The following is a 24,874-nucleotide window of genomic DNA, read 5'->3' as shown; positions in this document are numbered from 1 at the left end:
GCGCCATGGACGCGGTGGAGCAGAAGACGGAGCACGACGCCGAGCAGGACGCGCAGAGCACGCCGGCGGCGACTGCCGAGACAGATGCGCACGCACCGGCCGCCAGCGACGTCGCGCTCGCCCGCATGGCCGAGCGTGCGCAACGTGCCCGTGGCTCGAACGGACGGTTCATCCGCTCGGCCGAGACCGGCGCCGACGACGCCACCGGTGAGTTGCCCGACGACCGCTTCCTGGACCGTGAGGTCTCCTGGCTGCAGTTCAACGAGCGCGTGCTCGAGCTCGCCAACGACCCCGAGGTGCCACTGCTGGAGCGGGTCCGGTTCCTGACGATCTTCGCCAGTAACCTCGACGAGTTCTTCATGGTGCGCGTCGCCGGGCTGAAGCGACGGATCGCCGCTGGTATCGCGGTGCGTTCGGCCTCCGGGTTGGAGCCGCGCGAGGTGCTCGACGCGATCTCGCAGGCCGCCCACGAATTGATGGATCAGCATGCTTTCGCCTTCCACGAGGTGATCCGAACGGCGCTGCTGGACGAAGGCATCAGCATCCTGCGGCCGGACCAGCTGACCGAGCCCGAACTCGCGCACGTCGACACCTACTTCCAGGAACGCATCTACCCGGTGCTCACTCCGCTGGCGGTCGACCCGGCGCACCCGTTCCCCTATATCTCCGGCCTGTCGCTGAACCTCGCTGTGCTGCTGGTGAATCCGAAGACCGGACGCGAGCACTTCGCCCGGGTGAAGGTGCCCTCGGTGCTCCCCCGGCTGATCCACCTGCCGGCCGACGAGACCAGCGACGAGTTGTACGAGGACCGCTTCGTATCGATCGAGGACGTCATCGCCAAGAACCTCGGCGAGCTGTTTCCCGGCATGCAGGTCGCCGAACACTTCACCTTCCGCGTCACCCGCAACGAGGACCTCGAGGTCGAGGAGGACGACGCCGAGAACCTCCTCACCGCGCTGGAGAAGGAGCTCACCCGGCGCCGGTTCGGCCCGCCGGTGCGACTCGAGGTCGCCGACGACATGGACGATCACGTCCTGGAGATGCTGGTCCGCGAACTCGGCGTGCACCGCAAGGAGGTCTACCGACTGTCGGAGCCGCTCGACCTGCGCGGCCTGTCACAGGTCGCCGACCTGTCCCGCACCGAACTGCGCTGGCCGGCCTTCGTGGCAAAGGCGCACCCGGCGCTGTCCCCGGTCGAGCGCTCGACGCAGGCCGACATCCTGGGCGAGATGCGCGGCGGCGACATTCTGCTCCACCACCCGTACGACTCGTTCTCCACCAGCGTCCAGGCGTTCATCGAGCAGGCGGCGGCCGACCCGCAGGTGCTCGCCATCAAGCAGACGCTCTACCGCACCAGCGGTGACAGCCCGATCATCCAGGCGCTCATCGAGGCAGCCGAAGCCGGCAAACAGGTGCTCGCGGTCGTCGAGATCAAGGCCAGGTTCGACGAGGAGAACAACATCTCCTGGGCCCGCAAGCTGGAGCGGGCGGGCGTCCACGTCGTGTACGGCCTGGTCGGGCTGAAGACGCACGCGAAATTGTGTCTGGTCGTGCGTCAGGAGGGCGACACGATTCGTCGTTACTGCCACGTCGGCACCGGCAACTACAACCCGAAGACCGCGCGGCTGTACGAGGACCTCGGCCTGCTGACCAGCGATCCCGTGGTCGGCGAGGACCTCACTCGCCTGTTCAATCAACTCTCCGGAATGGCCCCGCGCGCCCGGTTCAGACGGCTCTTGGTCGCCCCGCGCTCGGTCCGATCCGGCCTGATCGCGAGGATCGAGGAAGTCGCCGAAGCAGCCCGCGCCGGCGGCTCGGCGACCGTGCAGATCAAGGTCAACTCGATGGTCGACGAGAAGATCATCGATGCGCTCTACCGCGCCTCGCAGGCGGGCGCTCATGTCGACGTCTGGGTGCGCGGCATCTGTGCGCTGCGCCCGGGCGTGCCCGGGATGTCGGAGAACATCCGGGTGCGATCCGTCCTGGGTCGCTTCCTCGAGCACTCCCGAGTGTTCCGGTTCGCCGTCGACGGCGGCGACGAGACCGTCTACATCGGCAGCGCCGACATGATGCACCGCAACCTCGACCGTCGTGTCGAGGCGCTGGTGCAGGTCATCGACCCCAAGCACGTCCGGGCCCTAGGCGAACTGCTCGCCCTCGGCATGGCAGACACGTCCGCGTCGTGGCACCTGCAGGCCGACGGACACTGGGAGCGCCACCACAAGGACGCGTCCGGCGACCCGCTGATCGACGTCCAGGCCGATCTCATCGCCACCTACGCCCGTCGCCGCACGAAGGCACAGCGCCGTTGAGCCAGACGAACGGACAGGCCCCGTTGGCGACGATCGGCGCGAGCGGTGTGGTCCTGTGGCGCCGGCACCGCGGCGCGTTGCAGGTGCTGCTGGTCCACCGGGCCAAGTACGACGACTGGTCGTGGCCCAAGGGCAAGCTGGATCCCGGCGAGTCATGGATCGAGGCGGCAGTGCGCGAGGTGCAGGAGGAGACCGGGCTGCGTGCCCGCGTCGGCATCCCACTGCCGGACGCGAGCTACCCCTTGCGCTCGGGCGAACTCAAGCACGTCCAGTACTGGGCCGGCGAGGCGATCGCGGGCGACGGCGCCCTTGAGAACGAGATCGATGATGTCGCATGGTTGCCGGTCGACAAGGCCTTGGCACGGTTGAGCTATACCCGCGATTCCATTCAGCTCCAAGCGATCGTCGAAGCCGAGCGCCGGTTCGGGTTGGCCACCTGGCCGTTCGTCGTCGTCCGGCACGCGGTCGCCGTGCCCCGGGTCGACTGGGACGGCGAGGACTCCGAGCGTCCGCTCACCCCGGACGGAGTCGAACGCTCCCGCACACTCGTCCCGTTGCTGGACGCCTACGCCCCCACCCGCATCCTGAGTTCGGCATCGGTTCGTTGCTCGGCCACGGTCGCGCCCTATGTGGAGCATGCCGATATCGAGCCGATCTTCAAGGACGGACTGTCGGAGGAGGGCTTCGCCGACGACCCGCGCAAGGTGGTCAAACATGTCGCCCGCGCGTTCGCCAGGACCGACCCGGTTGCCTTCTGCACACACCGTCCGGTACTGCCTTCGATGCTGCTGCAGATCGCCAGCTACTGCACTCCGGGTGGACTGGCCGGCACGACCTTGCGCGGCCTCGCCGAGAACGGGATGGACAAGGGCGAGGCACTGGTCTGTCACGTTGCCGGGGCGGGTGACACGGCGCGCGTGGTCGCCGTCGAACGCCACCGACCTTGACCTCGCCGGCGTTTCTTGGTCAACCGTCCGGGTCCACGCTGTGATTCGGGCCACACGAGGGCCGCGTCAATAACAGAACCGCAGGTGGCGGTGGGATTTCGATGTGGCCAGTTCACCGTGTGTTCACCGACTGGGGGTCATTCGGTCACGTGCCCTGCCTACCTTCGCATCGTCGGTGCATCTGCCGGCGTATCTGGTAGTCACACCTGAGAGGTTCCCCCGTGAAGATCACGCGTTCCGGCCGCGCAGCCAGCGTGGCACTCGTTGCCGCCTTTGCCCTCACCGCTTGCGGCAGCGACAGCAACACCCCCGGATCGAGCGACAGCTCCAAGGACAACGGCTCCACGAGCTCCTCCTCGGCCGCCGGCGGTGCAGAGGGCGGCAAGGACGAGTGCGGCACCACCAAGATCACCGCCGAGGGTTCGACCGCCCAGGACAACGCGATCCAGGACGTCATCGCTTCCTACGGAGAGAAGTGCGCCGACGCCGGCGTCACCTACAACGGCACCGGCTCGGGTGCAGGTATCAAGCAGTTCATCGCCAAGCAGGTCAACTTCGCCGGCTCCGACTCGGCGCTGAAGACCAAGGAGAAGGACGGCAAGATCGAGCAGGCCGAGGCCGACAAGGCGTGCGCCTCCCCGGCGTGGAACCTGCCGATGGTCACCGGCCCGATCGCCATCACCTACAACCTCCCGGGTGTCGACAAGCTCGTCCTCACCCCGGCCGTGATGGCCGACATCTTCAACGGCAAGATCGCCAAGTGGAACGACAAGGCGATCGCCGACCTCAACAAGGACGCGAAGCTGCCGGACAGCGACATCAAGCCGATGTTCCGCTCCGACGAGTCGGGCACCACTGAGAACTTCACCAAGTACCTCGCCGCCTCGGCGAAGGACAAGTGGACCGCAGAGCCGGCCAAGAAGTGGTCCGGCAAGGGTGAGGGCAAGGCCAAGACCGCCGGTGTGGCATCCGCCGTCAAGAGCACCGAGGGAGCCATCGGCTACGTCGAGTGGGGCGCAGCCAAGGACAACAAGCTGTCGTACGCACAGGTCGACAACGGTTCCGGTGCTGTCGAACTGACCGGCGAATCGGCCGGTAAGGCCGTCGCCGCCGCGAAGGTCGACGGCAAGGGCCACGACCTGAAACTGAAGCTCGACTACGCGACCAAGGAGGCCGGCGCCTACCCGATCCTGCTGGTCACCTACGAGATCGTCTGCTCGAAGTACCCGGACGCCAAGGTCGGAGCGAGCGTCAAGGCGTTCCTGAACCACTTCGCCTCGGACGACGCGCAGAAGGCCATCGAGGAGATCGGCTACGCACCGCTGCCGGGCGAGATCGCCGGCAAGGTCAAGAACGCCATCGGCGCCATCAAGTGATTCACCGTCGGTGGTGGGTCGGCGATCGCCGGCCCGCCGCCGACGTTTGCACTTTCTCTTCATCTGCGAGTTAGGTAGCACGCATGACCTCCATCACCGGAGTCTCGGCCGCGGACAGCAGTCCCGACCCGGACGGCCGCACGCCACTCGAGGGCGATCGCGCCAACACCGGACGTCTGGGTGACAAGCTCTTCGGCGGAGCCGCCACCGCCGCCGGACTGATCATCATCCTGATCGTCACCCTGATCGGCGTCTTCCTGATCGCCCAGGCGATTCCGGCGCTGATGAAGAACAAGGACAACTTCCTCACCTCACAGGCCTGGGACGTCTCCAACCCTGACGAGATGCGCTTCGGCATCGCCCGTCTGCTCTGGGTGACCGTGAGTTCCTCGGTGGTGGCCATGCTGATCGCGGTGCCCCTGGGCGTCGCCATCGCGCTCTTCCTGACGCAGTACGCGCCCAAGTGGCTGGCCAAGCCGGCCGCGTCCCTGGTCGACCTGCTCGCAGCTGTGCCGTCGATCGTCTACGGCCTGTGGGGCGCCAACATCGTCGGCCAGTACTTCAAGCCGGTCGGTGACTTCCTCAACACTTACTTCGGCTGGATCCCGTTGTTCGCAGATGCGAGCAATGCGCGCGGGTCGTCGATCGCGTTCGTCTCCATCGTCCTCGCGATCATGATCCTGCCGATCGTCACCGCCCTGTCCCGCGAGGTGTTCGCCCAGACCCCGGCAGCCCACAAGGAAGCCGCGCTCGCCCTCGGTGCCACCAAGTGGGAGATGATCCGTACAGCCGTGCTGCCCTTCGGCAAGCCGGGCGTGATCTCGGCGGCGATGCTCGCACTCGGCCGAGCCCTCGGCGAGACCCTCGCGGTCATGCTGATCGTGTCTGCCCTGGCCGGCGGTTCGGAATGGAACCTTTCGTTGCTTGCCGGCGGCGAGACCTTCGCCTCCAAGATCGCCAACAACGCCGGTGAGTTCGACAGCCCCAGCAAGACCGGCGCCTACATCGCAGCGGGTCTGGTGCTGTTCATCCTCACCTTCGTGGTCAACGCGATTGCCCGTATCGTCATCGAGCGCCGGAAGGCCTTCACCGAATGAGCACCGTCGACACTGCCACCGCCACGAACCAGCACGTCGATCTCGGCTCGAAGTCCGCCGGACGCGCGGCCAAGGACAAGGTCGCACAGGCGGTCATGTGGCTGGCCTTCGTCATCGCGATGATCCCGCTGGTCTGGATCCTCGCCACCGTCATCGTCAAGGGTGGCTCCCTGCTGCTGGAATCGCAGTGGTGGACCCACTCCCAGCAGGGCATCACCAACCGTCGCGAGGGTGGCGGTGCGGTCCACGCGATCCAGGGCACCTTGCTGCAGGGCTTCGTCACCGCGCTCATCTCGGTCCCGATCGGTGTCTTCACCGCGGTCTACCTGGTCGAGTACGGACGCGGCAAGCTCGCCCGCGCGGTCAGCTTCATGGTCGACATCCTCACCGGCATCCCCTCGGTGGTCGCGGCGCTGTTCATCTACGCGCTCTGGGTGACCACCTTCGGATTCAACCGAATCCCGTTCGCCGTCTGTCTCGCACTCACGATCCTCATGGTGCCGACGATCGTCCGCTCCACCGAGGAGATGCTCAAACTCGTCCCGAACGAACTGCGTGAAGCCTCGTACGCCCTGGGTGTGCCGAAGTGGAAGACGATCGTGAAGATCGTGCTGCCGACGGCGTTCTCCGGCATCGTCACCGGCATCCTGCTGGGCCTCGCCCGGGTCATGGGCGAGACCGCACCGTTGATCATCCTGGCGCCCTACTTCCGCTCGATCTCGACCAACCTGTTCGACGGCCTGATGGGCACGCTGCCGACGATGATCAACGACGGTCGCGACAACATGGGTCTCGTGCCCACCCAGGAGCGCGTGTGGGCGGCTTCGCTCACCCTGATCCTGCTCATCCTCGTGCTCAACCTGCTCGGCCGGCTCGTCAGCCGGATGAGCAAGGTGAAGAGCTGACCGCCGTTTTCGTCACAAGAAGGAATCACGTACATGGGTAAGCGCATCGACGTCCAGGACCTGAACGTCTACTACGGCGACTTCAAGGCGGTCGAGGACGTCACGATGACGGTCGAGCCCCGCTCGGTGACCGCGTTCATCGGTCCGTCCGGCTGCGGCAAGTCCACCTTCCTGCGGACGCTGAACCGGATGCACGAGGTCATCCCCGGTGGACGCGTCGAGGGCAAGGTGCTGCTGGATGACCAGGATCTCTACGCCAACGGCGTCGACCCGGTCGGTGTGCGCCGCACGGTCGGCATGGTGTTCCAACGTCCGAACCCCTTCCCCACCATGTCGATCGGTGACAACGTCACCGCGGGCCTTCGCCTCAACGGCATGAAGAACAAGAAGGAACTCACCGAGCGGACCGAGCGTGCGCTGCGCGGTGCGAACCTCTGGGAAGAGGTCAAGGACCGCCTCGACAAGCCGGGTGCGGGGCTGTCCGGTGGCCAGCAGCAGCGTCTGTGCATCGCCCGCGCGATCGCGGTGCAGCCGCAGGTGCTGCTGATGGACGAGCCGTGTTCGGCGCTCGACCCGATCTCCACGCTCGCGATCGAGGACCTGGTTCACGAGTTGAAGGAGGACTACACGATCGTGATCGTGACCCACAACATGCAGCAGGCGGCGCGCGTCTCGGACAAGACCGCCTTCTTCAACCTCGCGGCCACCGGCAAACCCGGCCGGCTTGTGGAGATGGACGACACCACGACCATCTTCAACAACCCGAAGGTCAAGGCGACCGAGGACTACATCTCCGGCCGCTTCGGCTGACCGGCCGATTCGGGCCGGAGCCCGCCGGCGGCGATCAGGGGGATTCGCCGACGCGACAAGGCCCCGCACCACGAAAAGTGGTGCGGGGCCTTGGTCGTATCCGGGCGGGGAGCGCCTCACGGCGCGTGGCCGCTCGTAGCGGCTGATTTTGGGACCCGGGGCTGCCGCCGCCCGAACACGTAAGAGCCTAACCCGCCCCGACCGGGGTTTGTTCCCCTGACCGGGTGATCGTGACGAGCTACTTCTTGAGCTGACCTTCGGCCACGACGGTCTTGCCCTTGCCGGCGCACTTGTCGTGGTGATGGGAGACGTCGTCGCGGGCCTTCTCACGGGATCGACGCCCGGGGCCGCGCCAGTCGCAGCTCTTGCAGAGCCCGAAGGTGAAGCTGCCGACGTCCTCGGTCAGGTGCTTCTCCTTGACCTCGACGGTCAGCTTCTTGTGACCCCCGATCGGCGGCTTGAGGCGCAGCTTGACCGAGGTCCACTTGTTCTTACCCACGGCCGGAACGGTATCCCCCACCCCCGAAGTAGGACAACCGTACAAGAGGAACTGTGATCGTCCTCATAACGCCGTGATGCACTGAGCTCAATGCAATGTGCCTGACCGCCAGGCGGCCGCTGCTCGCCGCAGGTCCGACGCAGTACCTCGCATGGCGGAGGCGGAAACTGTCTGGGTGCGTGCCGCCTCGTCGTCGTAGCCGTCGTTGAAGTCCGCGCGGTGTGCTCGACCGGTCGCGACGACCTCGCAAAACGCAGCGGCACGCTCGAGCGCGGTGTCGAGTTCGCCGCGATAGACACCGGTCAGAATCGCGTCACCGAGAGCCAGCATGGCATCCGGTGACGGGGGCTCGGCCGAGCCGGCGATGGCCGCGGGCACGTCGGCGCGCAACCTGCCCTCGGCGAAGTCGGCGGACGCCCCCGCAGCGTCCCGGACGATCCACTCACGCAAGGCGTACAGGCGCCACAGGGCACCGGGAAGACTCACTGCCGGCTGCCTCGACCACAGGTCGGCAACCGTCGACAACCCGAGTTCGCCGACTAGGTTCACCAGTCGCGCCGTCAGGGCCGGGTCATCGTCCGCGCGGCCGGTGCGCACCAGAATCGCGGCGGATTCGTGCGCGATCTCGCTGGCCCGCGCCGGGTCGAAGCTGCCGACGTGCGACTCGATCTGCTCCGGGGACATCGGTTGGGGACGCCGGGGGCGACGCTGCTCGTCGGACATTGCTCCAGGTTACGCGTCCATGCGGTTGAGACCGAGCACGACGATGACCGGCTCCCCCGCCTCATCGGACGCTGCCAACGGCACCTCGGCATCGATGCCCCAGTCCAGGTCACCCTCGGGGTCGAGCACGACCTGACGGACCCGCCACAGGTCGGCCTGCTGCTCGATGCGCAACAACTGTGGACCCCGTGCGTCAGGGGTCAGCACCATCTCGTCGTGATCGTCGAAGTAGTGCGAAAGGTCCTGCGACCACGCGGCCTCATCCATCACGATCTGCGTGGGCGGGTCGGTCGACTCGCTCGCCGCACGGTCGAGCGCGGCCAACCGATCGACGCGGCGGATCGACGCGAGTTGGAGGCGCCGGAACATCGCATTGCGGATCTGCACCCGGAAGGCCCGTTCGTTGCGGGTGACACCGCGCGGCGTCGGCGGGATCACCTCCGCGGTGAGCAGTTGCGTGGGGTTGGTGAGCGCTTCCCACTCGTCGATGAGGCTGGAGTCCGTCTGGCGGATCGACTCCCCCAACCACTCGACGATGTCGTCGATCTCCTCGTTCTTGCGGGTGTCCGGCAGCAGTTGACGCATCGTGCGGTAGACATCGGTGAGATAGCGCAGCACGACCCCCTCGGAGCGGGACAACTCGTATTGGCGTACCAATTCGCCGAAGCTCCAGGCGTTCTCGTACATCTCCCGGACGACGGACTTCGGCGAGAGCGCCTCCTGCGGCACCCACGGCTGGTTGCTGCGGTAGGTCTCGAAGGCGGCCGTGAGCAGTTCCTCCAGCGGCTTGGGCCAGGTGACCTCCTCCAGCAGTTCCATCCGTTCCTCGTACTCGATTCCGTCGGCCTTCATCTGGGCGACGGCCTCGCCGCGTGCCCGGTACTGCTGGGCCCGCAGGACCGGGAAGGGGTCCTCGAGAATCGCCTCCACGACAGACACGACGTCGAGTGCGTAGGTGGGTGACTCCGGGTCGAACACATCCAGCACCGCGAGTGCGAACGGTGACAGTGGTTGGTTGAGGGCGAAGCTCTCGTGCAGGTCCGCGGTGAGTTCGACCTGACGACCGTCGTCCAGCGGTGCGTCCAGTCGGCGCACGACTCCGGCTGCGAGAAGCTCCCGGTAGAGGGCGATGGCCCTTTTCGACAGTCGCCGCTGACGACGCTCGTCCTCGTGGTTCTCGCGCAGCAGACGGCTGATCGCTGCGTACGGATCCCCCTCGCGCGCAACGACATTCAGGATCATAGAGTGTGTGACCCGCATGCGGGACTGCAGCGCCTCCGGGGCTGAACCGACCAGTTTGTCGAAGGTCTCCTCGGTGTAGTTGATGAAGCCCTCGGGCGGCTTCTTGCGCTGCACCTTGCGCTGCTTCTTCGGGTCGTCACCCGCCTTGGCCAGCGCGCGGGCGTTCTCGATCTGATGGTCGGGCGCCTGGACGACGACGGTTCCGCTGGAGTCGAACCCGGCCCGACCCGCGCGACCGGCGATCTGATGGAACTCGCGCGACTTGAGCAGCCGCTGCTTGGTGCCGTCGAACTTGGTGAGCCCCGTGAAGACCACCGTCCGGATGGGGACGTTGATTCCGACGCCCAGGGTGTCGGTGCCGCAGATGACCTTGAGCAGTCCACGCTGGGCGAGGGTCTCGACCAACCGGCGGTACTTGGGCAGCATGCCGGCGTGGTGCACCCCGATGCCGTGCCGGATCAGCTTGTTCAGTTGCTTGCCGAAGCCGGCCGAGAACCGGAACCCACCGATGAACTCACCGATCTGCGCCCGCTCGTCGGCGGTGAGGATCTTGAGCGAGAGCAGTGATTGCGCTCGTTCCAGCGCGGCGGCCTGGGTGAAGTGGACGACGTACACCGGCGCCTGGTGCGTGGTGAGCAGTTCCTCCAGCGTCTCGTGCAGCGGGGTCATCGCCCACTCGAACGACAACGGCACCGGGCGCTCGGCGTTCGCGACGACTGCAGTCGGTCTACCCGTGCGGCGGGTGAGGTCCTGCGCGAAGAAGCTGACATCGCCGAGAGTCGCCGACATCAGCACGAACTGGGCCTGCGGGAGTTCCAGCAGGGGTACCTGCCACGCCCAACCGCGATCCGGATCGGAGTAGAAGTGGAACTCGTCCATGATCACCATGCCGACGTCCGCCGACCTGCCTTCGCGCAGAGCGATATTCGCGAGGATCTCGGCGGTGCAGCAGATGATCGGGGCGTCGGCGTTGACCGACGCGTCGCCGGTGAGCATGCCGACGTTGTCGGCGCCGAAAATCTCACAGAGGGCGAAGAACTTCTCCGACACCAGCGCCTTGATCGGAGCCGTGTAGAAGCTCACGCGGTCGTCGGCCATCGCGACGAAACTCGCCGCCGTCGCGACCATCGACTTTCCCGAGCCGGTCGGCGTCGCCAGGATCACGTTCGCCCCGGAGAGGATCTCGATGATCGACTCTTCCTGGTGCGGGTAGAGCGACAACCCACCGTCCGTGGCCCACCCGGCGAACGCCTCGTAGAGCGCATGGGAGTCGGGACTCTCAGGGATGCGCGCGGTGAGGTCGGGTGCCTTCGACGGCGAGGTGGTGGTCATCAGCGACCATCCTGCCAACACTCGCTCGGCCGTCCGAATCGCCGGTTCGCTCCGCCGGTTTTCGGGTCCGCTGTGCGGTAGGTAGGCTGACCTCCGCTCGCCACGCGAGCGAGGGCCTTCAGCTCAATTGGCAGCGGTTATCTACGGAGATTCTGTGCCGCCTCCGAAACCAGAGGGTTTTTGTCGGTGTGAGCATGCTCAGACCGAGACTCGCTGAGCGCTGACGAGTACAACTGAACATCGACTGATGGAGGGGTCTCAGGGCCCCGCTCGGTAGGTCCTTGAGCGACCTGTAGACTCACCGATTAGTAGGGCCTCTAGCTCAATTGGCAGAGCAGCGGACTTCAATAGGAGCGCCTGGTCGGAAACGGCCAGGATGACACCACTCAAAGTCGGGGAACCCCCTGCCGGACTTGTCCGGCGAGGCAATCCCGAGCCAAGCCGGGGAAACCTCGGAAGGTGTAGAGACTGGACGGGTGGCACCTACAACGCTTCGTGCGTCATGGTGAAGGGACAGTCCAGACCACGAACGCCAACTCGGCGGCGTCGAAAGACGAAGTGGCAGGTTAATCCGTTGGTTCCGGGTTCGAGCCCCGGGGGGCCCACCAATGGCCAGGCGTCAGTCGGCACCCACAGAAGTGCTGGTGGCGAAGCGCTTCCGCGACACAAGTCAAGGGGACAAACGTGTCAACATCCACTGCGGCGAACTCGGCGGCGGAGCGAATCGGCCGCGTAATCACCAGCCACTCGGCCACGTCCATCGCGGCCCTTCTCAGCATTGCCCTCTTGATCGAGGCTGCCCAGCGGTGGGAGGAGCTCTTTCCCGGCGCGCACGCACTTGGCGAAGTAATCCGGGCTCTCGCCTACGCGTTGGTTGGAGCGCTCATATTCCACTGGTTGGTGGTGCAGCTTCCCGAGCGACGGAGAGCACGCGCCGCCTATCTGGGGCACGTGCTTGCTTTTCAGACACTTGTGGGTGCGGGCGTTGGGCCGTTGCTCCACTACAGGATGTGGCTGGCCGCCATCGCCGACAACGGTGGGCGGCGAGTCGACGAGTTGTCCGCCCATGACCGAACTGGTCTGTGGGAAGCGGCCCAGCTATGCGCAGACGCGTTGCCCAGCTACTTCGCTGCGGATGGAAACCACTTCAAGGTTCTGCGGTCGGTGATCCTCGGCGTGGAGGTCTCGTTGGACGGAATATCTCCGTCGCTGAGCTTCCTCCATCCCGACGTGGCCCAGGCTCTCGGCCTGTTTCCAACCTCTCGCGGAGTGAACGGGCTGCAGATCCCTCCGCTCGGTTCGGACCGGGAGCTATGCATCAATCGTGCGGCACACATCACGTGGGAGCTGCTTCAGGGTGTTCAGCGCCTTGCTCCGGCACTTGCCGCACACGCCCCGGAGATCGAGCTTCAAGTAAGCGCCGATCTCACCGTGCACGGGAAGCAGTACCAGCTGGCTCCGTCCCGCGAGGATCTGTTCCCGTCAGCCTGAGTTGTAGTCGTCTCGCGCTTGCGCTCATTCGACGTATTTGGCTAGCTCGCAGGTGAGCCGCTCGATGGTGCGTCGTAGTTCTCGATTTTCGTCCTTAGCCTTGCTCAGGGCATCGAGAGTGACGAATAGTCGGGCGCCGAGACTCGCTTCGCTTGACGGTGTTGGTTGTGTTCGGTGTAACCGGTGGCTGCAGGCACCGGTCGCCGCGACAGATCTGATCGCCGCCTACCGGGCGAACGCGTTGTTCGACGCCCACCGCGACGACCCGGAGTTCGGGTATCGGTATCTGGTCGAGGAGGCCACCGACGCGGGCCAGGTGATGGCGCAGCGGACCGCGTGGGCAATCTGCTCCCGGCAGGGCTGGTGGTCGGCGTTCGGGAAACCCAAGCGGGGCAAGAAGAGCAGAAAGGCCGGCCCGCCGGTGCACGAGGACTACTGCGCTGTGGTCGACCAGCACGGCGTGACCCGGCACGTCTTCACTGCGGACCCACCGAACCGGTTGTGGCTGGCTGACCTCACCGAGCACCACACCAGCGAGGGAAAGCTGTACTCGTGCGCGATCAAGGACGTCTACTCCAACCGGATCGCGGGCTACTCGATCGACTCACAGATGAAGTCTCGGCTCGCGGTTACCGCGCTGGACAACGCGGTCGCTCGGCGCGGTGACGTGGCTGGTTGCGTCCTGCACACCGACCGCGGGTCGCAGTTCCGCAGCCGTAAGCATGTCCGTGCGCTCAGCCGGCACGACATGGTCGGATCGATGGGGCGCGTCGGTGCCTGCGGTGACAACGCCGCGATGGAGAGCTTCTTCTCTCTGCTGCAGAAGAACGTCCTGGACCGACGCTCCTGGGCCACCCGAGACGAACTTCGGATCGCGATCGTGACCTGGATCGAACGGACCTACCACCGCCGCCGGCGGCAGGACGCACTCGGCCGATTGACCCCCATCGAGTTCGAGGCCATCATGACCACGCCAGCCACTCAGGCAGCGTGACCGAACCTGTCACCTAACCGTGCAGCAGTCCCGAGCCCGTCCCCACTCCTACGCTCGCGCGGGCGATGTGATGTGGCGGAACAGCGCGGATCTTGTCTACGGGCGATTCCGTCCCCAACTTCGTAGCCGACTTTGGCCGTGACTCAAACTTGCGGATGATGATGCAGAGTGAAGCATCCTCGCTGGCATACGCACCCTGACCTGCGGTAACGGTGATTCAGCCCGATTCCCTGTGATCCCCGATGAACACTGCCCTCGTGGACTCCATTGGTTCCGGGTTCGAGCCCCGGAGGGCCCACAGATTTCTGTCGACCGTCAAGCCCCACCCACCCTGACCGGAGTGGTTCCCTGGTTGTCAGGTGCTCCCGACGAGGGTCACCTGGCACGAACCAACCGACAACAAGGAGTTGATTGTGATGGGTCTCGGCGACAACTTGGGTGGCCTCGGCGACAAGGCCAAGGACCTCGGCGGCCAGCACAGCGACAAGGTCGACCAGGGCATCGAAAAGGGCGGCGACTTCGTCGACGACAAGACCGGCGGCCAGCACGCCGAACACGTCGACAAGGGCCAGGACTTCGCACGTGACCAGTTCGGTGGTGGCGACCAGGGCGCCGGCCAGGGCGGCGAGCAACAGTAGGGCTGCACCACGATCCAGCGCATGTCGGGGCGCGTCACCACGGGTGACGCGCCCCGTTCTCCTTGCTCACCTGCTTGCTCGTCTCCTTGTTCGGCCCTCCGCGTGATGTGCATCGCCACCCCGCAACGCCCGTCCGGACGCCATGGGTGGGCAAGATGGGAGCCATGCCCTTCACCAGCACCTACCGCCTGCAGTTGCACTCCGGATTCACCTTCGCGGACGCGGCGCAGCAGGTGCCCTACCTCGCCGAACTCGGCATCTCACACCTGTACCTCTCCCCGATCCTGACCGCCGTCCCCGGCTCCATGCACGGGTACGACGTCGTCGACCACACGCGGATCAACCCCGAGCTCGGCGGCGAGGACGGTTTCCGCGAACTCGCCGAGAAGACACACGAGCTCGGCCTCGGCATCGTCGTCGACGTGGTCCCCAACCACATGGCGTTCGTCGCCCCGGAGTACCTGAACCGTCCGTTGTGGGAGGTGCTGCGGGACGGGCGGGACGCGTCCACCGAGCAGTGGTTCGACATCGACTGGAAGGTGGGTGGCGGGCGCATCGGCCTGCCCGTGCTCGGCCAGTCACTCGCTGAAGTGCTCGAGGCCGGCGAACTCACCCTCGACACCTTCGACAGCGGCGAACCGGTGCTGCGCTACTACGAGCACGTCTGGCCGGTCGCCCTCGGCACCGAGGAGGGCGACGTCGCCCAGGTGCTGGACCGGCAGCACTACCGCCTGGCGTCCTGGCGCGAGAAGGACGAGGTGCTCAACTACCGCCGGTTCTTCGAGGTCGACGGACTCATCGCGGTGCGGGTCGAACTGCCCGAGGTCTTCGACGCCACCCATGAGCTGCTGCTGCGCCTGCACCACGAAGGCCTCATCGACGGGTTCCGGATCGACCACCCGGACGGCCTCGCCGACCCGTCCGGCTACCTGGAACGCCTGACGTCCGCATGCAAGAAGGACACCCCGATCTGGACCGAGAAGATCCTGGAGGGTGACGAGCGCCTGCCGACGGACTGGAAGTGTGCCGGCACCACCGGGTACGACGCACTACGGGTCGTGCAGGCCGCGTTCACGGATTCCGCGAGCGCCGACGTGCTGGACGAAACCTGGATCGCGGCGGGCGGCAATCCCGACTTCCACGCGATCGTCCAGGACTCCAAGCGCTGGATCGTCACGCATGCGCTCGCGCCGGAGGTCGACCGACTGACCCGTCGCGCCCGCGAGGCGCTGCCCGATCTCGACCCAGAGCGGTTGCGCGAGGCGGTCGTGGAGCTGCTCGTCGCCGGTGAGGTGTACCGCGCATACGTGCAGCCCGATCAGCGTCTGACGCCGGCCGCCCGGGCGCGACTGCGGGAGGCCTTCACGGCCGCGGTCGAGGCGCGTCCGCAACTCCAGCACGAGATCGAGTCCCTCATCCCAGTGACGTTGCTCGCCGACGACGACGAATCCGCAACGGATTTCGCCATTCGCCTGCAGCAGACCTGGGGCCCGGTGATGGCCAAGGGCATCGAGGACACCACCTTCTACCGCTACCACCGCCTCGTTGCACTCAACGAGGTCGGCTCCGACCCCACGCTGGTCGCCGGTGCCAGCCCCGACCTGCTGCACCAGTGGGCCGTCTACCAGCAGCGGAACTGGCCGCGCACCATGACCAGCCTGTCGACCCACGACACCAAGCGCAGCGAGGACGTCCGAGCCCGGATTCTCGCGGTCGCCGGCGAGCCGTCCGCGTGGCAGGAACTGTCCGCGTCCGCAGCCGCACTCGCGCAGGGTCACATCGACGGACCGACGGCTCACCTGGTGTGGCAGACCCTCTTCGGCGTCGGCGAGATCGACGACGAGCGGCTGACCGGTTACCTGGAGAAGGCCTTGCGCGAGGGTAAGGAACACACCGCCTGGGTCGACGGAGACGCCGAGTACGAGGCACGGGTGATCGCGTTCGCCGAGCGCCTGCGTGACGACGCCGGACATTCCGCGCTCAGCACCCGGATCGAAGCCGACCTGGCGGAGTCCATCCGGGCGATCACGTTGGGCACCAAGCTGATTCAGCTGATGCTGCCCGGCGTGCCCGACACCTATCAGGGCACGGAGTACGTCAACCTGTCGCTCGTCGACCCGGACAACCGGCGTCCGGTCGACTACTCCGAGCGTGCGCAGACCCTCGGCACGCACGAGACTCCTGACCTCGATTCCGAGAAACAGTTCGTCGTGCAGAGCGCGCTGCTGACCCGCCGGCGGCACCCCGAGGTCTTCGGTGACTCCGGCGGGTACACCCCGATCGAGTCCGACAGCCCGCACCTGCTCGGGTTCGTGCGTAACTACGCACCCGGCCTGGTGTCCGGCGTGCTGCGCCGCGAGCAGCCCGCCGCCGTCGCCGTTCTGGCCACCCGCACCCCGAGTCGGCTCGCTCTCGAGGGCGGTTGGGCCGACGCCACCGTCGAACTGCCGGAGGGCACCTGGACCAACCTGCTGTCCGGGCGCCTGTACGACGGCGGCCGCCACGTGCGTTGTGCCGACCTCTTCACCACGATGCCGGTGGCGCTGCTGGAGCTCGCCGCCTCATGACGACCAAGGAGAACACCGCTGTGAGTCCGGGAAATCACACCTTCCGTGTCTGGGCACCGTTGGCGCAGACCGAGGTCGAGCTGTGCGTCGACGACACGTCCGTGCCGATGCACCCGGCGGACGACGGATGGTGGCAGGTCGACGCCCCCGGCGGTCCGGGATCGCGATACGCCTACCGGGTCGACGGCGCCGACGAGCGTCCCGACCCGCGGTCGCTGTCGCAACCCGACGGACCCCACGCCCGTTCCGAGGTGGTCGACCTCGCCCGGCACCGGTGGACCGACGAGGGGTGGGAGGGCATCGAACGCAGCGACGCGGTCATCTACGAACTGCACGTCGGCACCTTCACCGACGAGGGCACGCTGGACGCCGCCATCGAGCGTCTCGACCACCTGGTCGATCTCGGGGTCAACCTGATCGAGTTGATGCCGGTCGCCGCGTTCCCGGGCGAGCGTGGCTGGGGTTACGACGGCGTCAGCCCGTACGCCGTCCACCAGGCCTACGGCGGTCCCGCAGCGCTGCAGCGGTTCGTCGACGCCGCCCACAGCAAGGGCCTCGGGGTGTGCCTCGACGTCGTCTACAACCACCTCGGCCCGAGCGGCAACTACCTTCCGGTCTTCGGCCCGTACTTCACCGACCGTCACCACACGCCGTGGGGCTGGGCGGTCAACCTCGACGGGCCACAGAGCGACGAGGTCCGCCGCTACCTCATCGACAACGCCACAATGTGGTTCCGCGATTTCCACCTCGACGCGCTGCGCCTGGACGCGGTGCACGCCCTGATCGACGATCGCGCCGTGCATTTCCTGGAAGAGCTTGCGGCACAGACGGATTCGCTCTCCGACGTGCTCGGTCGGCCGCTGCTCCTGATCGCCGAGTCCGACCGAAACGACCCGGCGACGGTCACCGACCGAGCGCCGGGTGGCGAGGGCGGACAGGGCTTGCACGCCCAGTGGGCCGACGACGTCCACCACACCTGGCACGTGCTGCTCACCGGCGAGACGCAGGGCTACTACGCCGACTTCGCCGACCCAGAAGCGATCACCAAGATCGCCCGCACGCCGTTCTTCCACGACGGCACCTGGAGCAGTTTCCGGCAGCGCCACCACGGCCGTCCGGTCGACGGGTCGAGCACTCCCGGCGACCGTTTCGTGGTGTCGCTGCAGACCCACGACCAGGTGGGCAACCGGGCCACCGGCGACCGCCTCTCTCACCTGGTCTCCCCCGGCCGTCTGGCGATCGGTGCCGCATTGATGCTCACCTCGCCGTACACACCGATGCTGTTCATGGGTGAGGAGTGGGGCGCTTCGACCAAGTGGGCGTACTTCACCGATCACGAGGAGTCCGACCTGGCTACAGCAGTCTCAGAAGGACGCCGCAAGGAGTTCGCCGATCACGGCTGGAGCGACGAGGTGCCCGACCCGCAGGCGAGGTCCACGCGGGACGCGTCGGTGTTGCAGTGGCGGGAGCTCGACGAGCCGACCCATCGCGCGCTGCTGGAGTGGTACCGTGCGCTGATCTCGCTGCGCCGGGAGGTCGCCGACCTGCACAACCCGTCACCGGAATCGTCGCGCATCGAGCGCTCGGGCGATCTGCTGATCGTGCACCGAGGTGAGCACCGGGTCGTCGCGAACCTCGGTGGCGAACCGGCGCGCATCGACAACGACCAGCACATCGTGGCTGCGTTCGAGACCTCCATGGACGCTGGTGGAGACGTCGTCGTCGAGCCGGACGGCGTCGTCCTGCTCGGGCCCCGTACCGACAACGAAGGGACAGTTCGATGAGCAAGGGTTACTGGATCGCACACATCTCGGTGCACGACCCGGATGGTTACACCCAGTACACCGACCGCAACGGTGCGGTGTACGCGAAGTACGGCGGACGTCTGCTCGTGCGCGGCGGCACCTTCGAGGCGGTCGAGGGCAAGGCACGCGACCGCAACGTGGTCGTCGAATACCCCAGCTATGAGGCTGCCCTGGCGGCGTACCACTCACCGGAGTACGCCGAGGCGAAGAAGTACCGCCAGGCGTCCTCCGACGGCGAACTGCTCGTCATCGAGGGCTACGACGGGCCACAGCCCGGCGAGTGATTCCCGAAACCGCTGCATCACAGCGGTATCGGTCACTTCACCAGGAAATCCGACCACCCGGATTCGGGGGCGTCGTTCAGTGCCCGAAGTGCGTCCAGGGTGGCCGGCTCCTGGGCGTCGAGCCAGTCGCACAGTTGCCGGAAGGTGACAAAACGGGTGTCCGGCTTGGCCGCCATCCGGACGATGGCGTCCTCAACGGCGTCCATGTAGATGCCGCCGTTCCAGCCTTCCAAGTGGTTGCCGATGATCAGCGGTGCCCGGTTGCCGTCGTAGGCGCGCTCGAAGCCGGCGACGTAAGTGTCGGCCGCCTGCTTGCGCCAGCCCGGACGTTTCGCCGGATCGCCGTTGGTGCCGCCGGACTGGTTGACCATGATGTTGTAATCCATCGAGAGCACCGTGCCGCCCTTGCCGGCGAACGGGATCGACTGCAGCGACAGGTCCCACAGCGTGCCGTCCTTCTTCGGCCACACCTGGTTGTTCCCGGCACTCGTGTCATAACGCCAGCCGAGCTTGCTCGCCGCCTTACGGACGTTCTTCACCCCTTGCAGGCATGGAGTGCGTCCGCCGACCAGTTCCTTCTCGTAATCGAATGGCAGCGGCGGTAGGTCGGTGAACCCGGTGTTCGTCTTCCAGGTCCGCACGACGTTCTTGGCCTGGCGGATCTCGTCCAGCCAGTCCGCCTCGGACCAGGTCTCCACACCGTTGTCGCCACAGAAGTGGCCGTTGAAGTGGGTGCCGATCTCGTGGCCGTCGAGCCAGGCCCGGCGCAGCAGTTCGATGGTCCGGCGGATCTCGGCGTCCTTCTGGAATCCGACATCGGAAGCACCCGCCTTGAAGCCCGGACCTTTGTAGAGCGTTCGCTTCGACTCGGGGAGCAGGAAGATTCCGGTGAGGAACCACGTCTGCTGGCACTTGTACTTCTTGCCGACCTCGAGGAAGCGCTCGAACAGCGGCGGCATGTCCTGGTTCTCGCCCGCGCCGTCCCAGGAGATCACCACGAACTGCGGCGGGGCCTGTCCCGGCTTCAGCTTCTCCGGTTCGGGCTGGTGCGGCTGCGGACCACAGTCCGCGGTCGATCCGTCACCGATCAGCCGCGGGTTGTCGATACTCGGCTTGCCCGACGGTTTGCCTGGGGCGCTCGTGCTGGACGATTCGGCGTCCGGGTTCTTGCCGGGCTGCTTGGGATCGGCCTTGTCCTCCCCGCTGCAGGCGGCCAGCGTGCTGGCCGCGAACCCCGCTGCGATGACGGATCGACGGCGGACGGTGCGAGACATTCGATATTCCCCCTGAAACTGCGTTCTAACCCTGGACGCCCCTGTGCGTCGTCCGGTTGGACGTTCAACACCGTGCCAGCCCTCGGCGCCATACCCAAGCCCCCACGCCAGGGTTTGCCGATCGTTTGCCAAGTCCTGGGTTCTGTTTGAACCGTCCGATGCCCGCCGCGCGGGTGGTGTCGGCTCCTAGAGTGGGAGCCATGCCGAACAACTCCGCTCTCCGCTCCCCCGCAGCCCAGAATCTGCTCGCTGCCGCCGTCGCCGGTCTGGGCGTTCTTGCCCGCCCGGCCAGGATCCCCACCTGGGCCCGTCGGGGCCTCACGGTCGCGAACACCGCAGGCACGGCCGGCTCGCTGTTCATGACCGACAAGGCCGCCGAGAACTCCGACGCGCTCGGCCTCAAGCCGGTCCACACCAAGCGTGACGTCGCCGTCACCTCCGGCTCCGCGATCGCTGCGGCCGCCGGCAGTCTGAGCCTGCTGAGCTCCGGCATCGGGCTCAAGCTCGACGCCAAGGCCGAGAACTACCTGCTGAAGAAGGGTGTGCGGCACCCGCGCATCTGGATGGCCGTCGCCGCCGTGGGCCTGGTCTTCGCGATCAAGTCCTTCCAGGATGCGGCCGCGCGTACGGCCGACACGGCAGCGTCCAAGCTGGCTGAGAAGCAGGCCGGCAAGCAGGGTTCGGCCGGCCAGGTCACTGCCGGCACCGCCAAGCCGGCCGTCGCGCGTTCCTCGTTCGCTCCTGCGACCACGGCGTCCGCATCCTCGGACAACAAGTCCACCGTGGGCAGCGCCGACCAGAGCACGAACAACGGCCAGGACAGAAGCGACAAGGCCTCGAACGAGGCCACCGGCACAGGTGGCTCTGACGCCCTACGTGCCGAAGCGTCACGTCCGGCTGCCGGTTCCGCCACTGCGGAGGGCGCATCGGACGCTCCCGGTGCTGCCCCGGCCGGCGACGTCGAGGACACCCCCATCTGGAAGAACGTCACCGACAACCGCGGCGCGTCGACGGACAACAGCGACGAGGGCTCGAACCGGGCCGCAGGTGACAACTCGGACGGGCCGTCCACCCAGCACGCCGACCACGGCTCGGACGCGTTCGGTACGGGCAACAACGGCGCCACCGACGGTTCGGACGCCTCGGGTCACCGTCCCTCGTTGTTCGAGCAGCAGCTGGCCGAGACGACCGTCGACGATGTCGACGAGCCCAACCCCGCCGACCTGTCCACGGAGGACGAGAAGAGCTAGTCAGTTACGCAGGTGGTGCCAGGTCAGGATCAGCACCGCCGCGAGCATGACCAGCGAGCCGAACAGGCTCCACGGGCGTCCCGCCCGGGCGATCGCAGTTGTGACGTCCGGCGGGGCGCCCAGTTCTTTCATCCGTTGTTCGACGGTCCTGCGCACCTTGCGCAGTTTGGTGCGCCCCAGAGTGGCCGCGAAGGGCACGTAGACCAGCAGGACGGACGCGGCGAGCGGCACCCGCAGGTAGACCGCGTTCCAGGGCAGTTCGACAAGCACTGCTGCAGCAAGGACCAGGACGGCGATGAACGCGGCGGCCGCCTGGACCAGGTGGGTCACCCGTGCTCCGCGCGATGAACTCCCCCCGCGCGCCCCACCAGGAACGACAGGACACGGTGCTGCATCCGCGCCTGGGCCCACAGCATCCAGGCCAACGACACGGCCAGCAGTGCGACGAATAGCCCGGCTCTCACGCAGGTGACGATAGCGGCGCCCGTCGCCCCTTAGTCTCGCCGTATGGCCGAACCCGTCATCGAACCCGTCGACGCCCTACGCCGGATCGCCTTCGTGCTCGAGCGTGCGCGAGCCGGCACCTACCGGGTCAAGGCCTTCCGTCAGGCGGTTTCGACGGTGGTGGCGACGCCTCGCGAGGAACTCCGACAGCGTGCGGAGGCCGGAACCCTGGCCGAGCTTCCCGGGATCGGGAAGTCGACCGAAGCCGTCATCCGGCAGGCGCTCGCGGGCGAGCGGCCGGAGTACCTGGCGACCGTCGAGGCGAAGTACCCGGACAAGATGGTGGACGGTGGTGAAGAGCTGCGGGCCGCGCTGCGCGGCGACTGCCACAGCCACTCCGACTGGAGCGATGGCGGATCACCGATTCCCGAAATGGTCGCTACCGCAATGGAACTCGGACACGAGTACCTCGTGCTGACTGATCATTCGCCGCGACTTCGAGTGGCGAACGGACTGTCCGCGGCGCGCCTGGCCGAGCAGTTGCAACTCGTCGACCGCATCAACGCCCACCTCGCCGACTCGTTCACCCTGCTGAAGGGGATCGAGGTCGACATCCTCGATGACGGCGGACTCGACCAGACCGAGGAGATGCTCGATCAGCTCGACCTGCGCGTCGCGTCCGTGCACTCCAAGCTTGCTATGGCGTCCGCGCCGATGACCCGTCGGATGATCGCCGCCGTCCAGAACCCGCGCACGAACGTCCTCGGGCACTGCACCGGACGCCTCACCGGTGGTTCACGTGGCACGCGAGGTCAGTCCTGCTTCGACGCGAAGGCAGTCTTCGAGGCATGCGCTGACAGCGATGTCGCCGTCGAGATCAATTCGCGCCCGGAGCGTTGCGACCCGCCCGACGACCTAATCGTCCTGGCTCGGGATGCCGGCTGCCTGTTCAGCATCGACAGCGACGCCCACGCGCCCGGTCAGCTCGACCTGTTGCAGTTCGGCTGCGCCCGCGCGCAGGAGTTCGACATCCCGATCGAACGCATCGTGAACACCTGGGAACGTGACCGGCTCGTGGAGTGGGCCGCGAGGCGCTGACCTGCACAAATGCGTTCGAATCGGCCGGCGTCCGGGGTCGTTTTGGAAATCCTCCGAAGACTCCCCTATAGTTGCGCAGGTCCTCAACGGATCCGAGCCGAGTTCGCTCGGCGGTGGAACTGACCAGGACAGGTCCCCATCGTCTAGCGGCCTAGGACACCGCCCTTTCACGGCGGCGGCACGGGTTCGAATCCCGTTGGGGATACGCAAGTCAGGTCTTGCAACAGCAAGGCCCCGTAGCGCAGTTGGTTAGCGCGCCGCCCTGTCACGGCGGAGGTCGCGGGTTCGAGTCCCGTCGGGGTCGCCAGTTCGGTGACGAGGCTCTGCCGAGCCGAAAGGTTCGGTGGGGCTTTTTTCACCGGGCGGAGTTGGCCAGATAGCTCAGTTGGTAGAGCGAGCGACTGAAAATCGCTAGGTCGGCGGTTCGACCCCGTCTCTGGCCACATCGATGAAACCCGCTGCCCATGGCAGCGGGTTTCTGCGTCTGCTGAGTGGCAGCGCGAGCCGGATGAACCCGCAACATGCCGCGAATCCTGTGGTGGGCAGAATGAACCCATGCTCCGGATCCTGACGCGAGTCACCTTCGCACTGCTGCTATTGCCCCTGCTGCTGATCAACCCGGGGCAGGCGATGGCTCATGACAGGCTGACCGACTCGGTCCCGAAGGCAGGCGCTCGCACCGAACCGATCGACGCGGTCTCGCTGGTCTTCAACAATGCTGTACTTGGCACAGGCGCCGCGGTCCGGGTCGACGGGCCCGCAGGCACCGTCGCGCAGGGAACGCCGGCCGTCAGCGGTGCCCGCGTGACCCAGAACCTGAAGACGCCGCTCGCGAACGGTGGCTACCGGGTCGTCTGGCGCGTGGTCTCGTCCGACGGTCACCCCATCTCGGGCACGTTCGACTTCACCGTCGAGGGCGCGAGCGATCCCGCCGACGCCGCCGCATCGTCGCGCAGCGCCGACGCCAGTTCCGAGGCCACGATCGCGCCTTCGTCCTCGAAGCCGACGCCGCCCGCCCAGGAGGTGCCGACGTCCGAGACCGACAACAACGCACCGCTGATCATCGCCGCTGCCGCCCTCGCCCTGTTGCTGATCGCCGGTGGCGCCTTCCTGACCAAGGGACGCCTCAAGGACGACGACGTCGACACGCGCACCGACGAAGCAAGTGCTGATGAGTCCTCCCCGACCCAGGCGGCGAACGAACCCGACGAGAAGATCGCTGATTCAGGCCGCGCAGAAGCGGATTCCGGCACCGACACTGGTTCCACCAGCTCCCCCGATTCCGGCGATGACGACGAGTCCGGACCGCGTGACCAGCATTCGGACGAGCATCCTCGTGACTGATGCATCGGTGGGTCGTTCCCTGATGTACCGTTGACCCCACGACAGATACCAAAGATCCCGGGGTCTCCGGATGATCGATCCTCGGGCTTCGGCTCGAGGGTTCTTCGTTACGGGCACACCGGCAACACACACGAGGGGGTCTCGCCATGGGGCGCGGCCGGGCCAAAGCAAAGCAGACGAAGGTTGCCCGGGAGTTGAAGTACTTCTCTCCCGACACCGACCTCACCGCTCTGGAGCGCGAACTTCGCGCTTCGTCTTCCACCCGATCTGCGGAGAGTTCCGCCGCAGACGACGAAAAGGGTGATGACGACGATTACGACGACTACGCGGATTGGGCTTCCCACAACCGCTGATTCGTCGGTGACCGAATTCTCGGTGACCAGCAGTACGCATCGCTGACCTCGCACAGGTGATCTGTCCCGACCACCGGTGACCGTCTCGA

21 protein-coding genes, 3 tRNA genes and 1 pseudogene are annotated in these 24,874 nt (G+C 66.6%); 19 read left to right on the top strand and 6 right to left on the bottom strand.

Features of this window, described 5'->3' with window-relative positions:
- Positions 1-5: 5 nt before the first annotated feature.
- The 6 genes from MF407_RS01875 (at position 6) to pstB (ending at position 7,447) form a co-directional block, all read left to right on the top strand.
- Positions 6-2,312 carry an RNA degradosome polyphosphate kinase gene (locus MF407_RS01875; protein ID WP_205744664.1) on the top strand — a complete coding sequence of 769 codons (2,307 nt, stop codon included), beginning with the start codon at positions 6-8 and terminating at the stop codon, positions 2,310-2,312.
- Positions 2,309-3,259 carry an NUDIX hydrolase gene (locus MF407_RS01870; RefSeq protein ID WP_129624622.1) on the top strand — a complete coding sequence of 317 codons (951 nt, stop codon included), beginning with the start codon at positions 2,309-2,311 and terminating at the stop codon, positions 3,257-3,259. Before MF407_RS01875 ends, MF407_RS01870 begins: the two co-directional genes overlap by 4 nt.
- Positions 3,260-3,480: 221 nt before the next feature.
- A complete protein-coding gene (gene pstS / locus MF407_RS01865; RefSeq protein WP_129624623.1) occupies positions 3,481-4,635 on the top strand; it encodes a phosphate ABC transporter substrate-binding protein PstS in 1,155 nt (384 codons plus the stop codon).
- 83 nt (positions 4,636-4,718) lie between these two features.
- The gene (gene pstC, locus MF407_RS01860) at positions 4,719-5,732 is read left to right on the top strand and encodes a phosphate ABC transporter permease subunit PstC (protein WP_239701050.1); all 1,014 of its coding nucleotides are present in this window, start codon (positions 4,719-4,721) and stop codon (positions 5,730-5,732) included.
- Positions 5,729-6,637: a phosphate ABC transporter permease PstA gene (gene pstA, locus MF407_RS01855; protein WP_129624625.1), complete on the top strand. Its 909-nt coding sequence runs from the start codon at positions 5,729-5,731 to the stop codon at positions 6,635-6,637. The genes pstC and pstA overlap by 4 nt, the downstream gene beginning before the upstream one ends.
- A 33-nt stretch (positions 6,638-6,670) precedes the next feature.
- Positions 6,671-7,447 (top strand): phosphate ABC transporter ATP-binding protein PstB, encoded by a 777-nt coding sequence (pstB, locus tag MF407_RS01850; protein WP_141929281.1) that lies wholly within the window; start codon positions 6,671-6,673, stop codon positions 7,445-7,447.
- 238 nt (positions 7,448-7,685) lie between these two features.
- Here the strand turns inward: pstB and MF407_RS01845 are convergent, their stop codons facing one another.
- The 3 genes from MF407_RS01845 to MF407_RS01835 all read right to left on the bottom strand — a co-directional run bounded on the left by MF407_RS01845 (position 7,686) and on the right by MF407_RS01835 (position 11,243).
- Positions 7,686-7,946 (bottom strand): hypothetical protein, encoded by a 261-nt coding sequence (locus tag MF407_RS01845; RefSeq protein ID WP_239701048.1) that lies wholly within the window; start codon positions 7,944-7,946, stop codon positions 7,686-7,688.
- Between the two features lie 87 nt (positions 7,947-8,033).
- On the bottom strand, positions 8,034-8,669 hold the full coding sequence (locus MF407_RS01840) for a hypothetical protein (protein ID WP_239701046.1): 636 nt from the start codon (positions 8,667-8,669) through the stop codon (positions 8,034-8,036).
- A gap of 9 nt (positions 8,670-8,678) precedes the next feature.
- Positions 8,679-11,243, bottom strand: coding sequence for a DEAD/DEAH box helicase (locus tag MF407_RS01835; protein WP_239701044.1), 2,565 nt, complete (start codon positions 11,241-11,243; stop codon positions 8,679-8,681).
- 786 nt (positions 11,244-12,029) lie between these two features.
- Between MF407_RS01835 and MF407_RS01830 the strand changes: the two genes are divergently transcribed.
- The 6 genes and pseudogenes from MF407_RS01830 to MF407_RS01805 all read left to right on the top strand — a co-directional run bounded on the left by MF407_RS01830 (position 12,030) and on the right by MF407_RS01805 (position 19,022).
- On the top strand, positions 12,030-12,734 hold the full coding sequence (locus MF407_RS01830; RefSeq protein ID WP_239701042.1) for a hypothetical protein: 705 nt from the start codon (positions 12,030-12,032) through the stop codon (positions 12,732-12,734).
- Positions 12,735-12,915: 181 nt separating this feature from the next.
- A pseudogene (locus MF407_RS01825) lies at positions 12,916-13,728 on the top strand (IS3 family transposase); the annotation flags it as partial.
- Positions 13,729-14,144: 416 nt separating this feature from the next.
- Positions 14,145-14,366 carry an antitoxin gene (locus MF407_RS01820; protein WP_239702833.1) on the top strand — a complete coding sequence of 74 codons (222 nt, stop codon included), beginning with the start codon at positions 14,145-14,147 and terminating at the stop codon, positions 14,364-14,366.
- A gap of 164 nt (positions 14,367-14,530) precedes the next feature.
- Entirely contained in the window at positions 14,531-16,933 is a 2,403-nt protein-coding gene (gene treY / locus MF407_RS01815) for a malto-oligosyltrehalose synthase (protein ID WP_239701040.1), read from the top strand.
- Positions 16,930-18,717, top strand: coding sequence for a malto-oligosyltrehalose trehalohydrolase (treZ, locus tag MF407_RS01810; RefSeq protein ID WP_129624637.1), 1,788 nt, complete (start codon positions 16,930-16,932; stop codon positions 18,715-18,717). Before treY ends, treZ begins: the two co-directional genes overlap by 4 nt.
- A complete protein-coding gene (locus MF407_RS01805) occupies positions 18,714-19,022 on the top strand; it encodes a DUF1330 domain-containing protein (protein ID WP_129624638.1) in 309 nt (102 codons plus the stop codon). The genes treZ and MF407_RS01805 overlap by 4 nt, the downstream gene beginning before the upstream one ends.
- 32 nt (positions 19,023-19,054) lie before the next feature.
- On the opposite strand, the gene MF407_RS01800 is transcribed toward MF407_RS01805, so the two are convergent.
- The gene (locus tag MF407_RS01800) at positions 19,055-20,296 is read right to left on the bottom strand and encodes a hypothetical protein (protein WP_129624639.1); all 1,242 of its coding nucleotides are present in this window, start codon (positions 20,294-20,296) and stop codon (positions 19,055-19,057) included.
- A gap of 200 nt (positions 20,297-20,496) precedes the next feature.
- Here MF407_RS01800 and MF407_RS01795 point away from each other — a divergent pair, with 200 nt between their 5' ends.
- Positions 20,497-21,546 carry a hypothetical protein gene (locus tag MF407_RS01795; protein ID WP_239701038.1) on the top strand — a complete coding sequence of 350 codons (1,050 nt, stop codon included), beginning with the start codon at positions 20,497-20,499 and terminating at the stop codon, positions 21,544-21,546.
- Here the strand turns inward: MF407_RS01795 and MF407_RS01790 are convergent, their stop codons facing one another.
- Both MF407_RS01790 and MF407_RS01785 read right to left on the bottom strand, forming a co-directional pair.
- Positions 21,547-21,876: a hypothetical protein gene (locus MF407_RS01790; protein ID WP_239701036.1), complete on the bottom strand. Its 330-nt coding sequence runs from the start codon at positions 21,874-21,876 to the stop codon at positions 21,547-21,549. It lies immediately after the preceding gene.
- Positions 21,873-22,010 carry a hypothetical protein gene (locus MF407_RS01785; RefSeq protein WP_239701033.1) on the bottom strand — a complete coding sequence of 46 codons (138 nt, stop codon included), beginning with the start codon at positions 22,008-22,010 and terminating at the stop codon, positions 21,873-21,875. The genes MF407_RS01790 and MF407_RS01785 overlap by 4 nt, the downstream gene beginning before the upstream one ends.
- A 43-nt stretch (positions 22,011-22,053) precedes the next feature.
- Here MF407_RS01785 and MF407_RS01780 point away from each other — a divergent pair, with 43 nt between their 5' ends.
- From MF407_RS01780 to MF407_RS01755, 6 genes are all read left to right on the top strand, one after another.
- Positions 22,054-23,088 carry a PHP domain-containing protein gene (locus tag MF407_RS01780; RefSeq protein ID WP_239701031.1) on the top strand — a complete coding sequence of 345 codons (1,035 nt, stop codon included), beginning with the start codon at positions 22,054-22,056 and terminating at the stop codon, positions 23,086-23,088.
- Positions 23,089-23,220: 132 nt separating this feature from the next.
- Positions 23,221-23,293 (top strand) — tRNA-Glu (locus tag MF407_RS01775).
- A 25-nt stretch (positions 23,294-23,318) separates the two neighbouring features.
- Positions 23,319-23,395: transfer RNA gene (locus MF407_RS01770), tRNA-Asp, on the top strand.
- A 63-nt stretch (positions 23,396-23,458) separates the two neighbouring features.
- Positions 23,459-23,531 (top strand) — tRNA-Phe (locus MF407_RS01765).
- Positions 23,532-23,643: 112 nt separating this feature from the next.
- Positions 23,644-24,432 (top strand): copper resistance CopC family protein, encoded by a 789-nt coding sequence (locus tag MF407_RS01760; protein ID WP_129624643.1) that lies wholly within the window; start codon positions 23,644-23,646, stop codon positions 24,430-24,432.
- Positions 24,433-24,578: 146 nt separating this feature from the next.
- Positions 24,579-24,785 carry a DUF3073 domain-containing protein gene (locus MF407_RS01755; protein WP_129624644.1) on the top strand — a complete coding sequence of 69 codons (207 nt, stop codon included), beginning with the start codon at positions 24,579-24,581 and terminating at the stop codon, positions 24,783-24,785.
- Positions 24,786-24,874: the final 89 nt, after the last annotated feature.

It is taken from the genome of Yimella sp. NH-Cas1 (genome assembly GCF_022359705.1).
Taxonomy (GTDB): Bacteria; Actinomycetota; Actinomycetes; order Actinomycetales; family Dermatophilaceae; genus Yimella; species Yimella lutea.
This window is presented reverse-complemented; position numbering and strand designations above follow the sequence as displayed.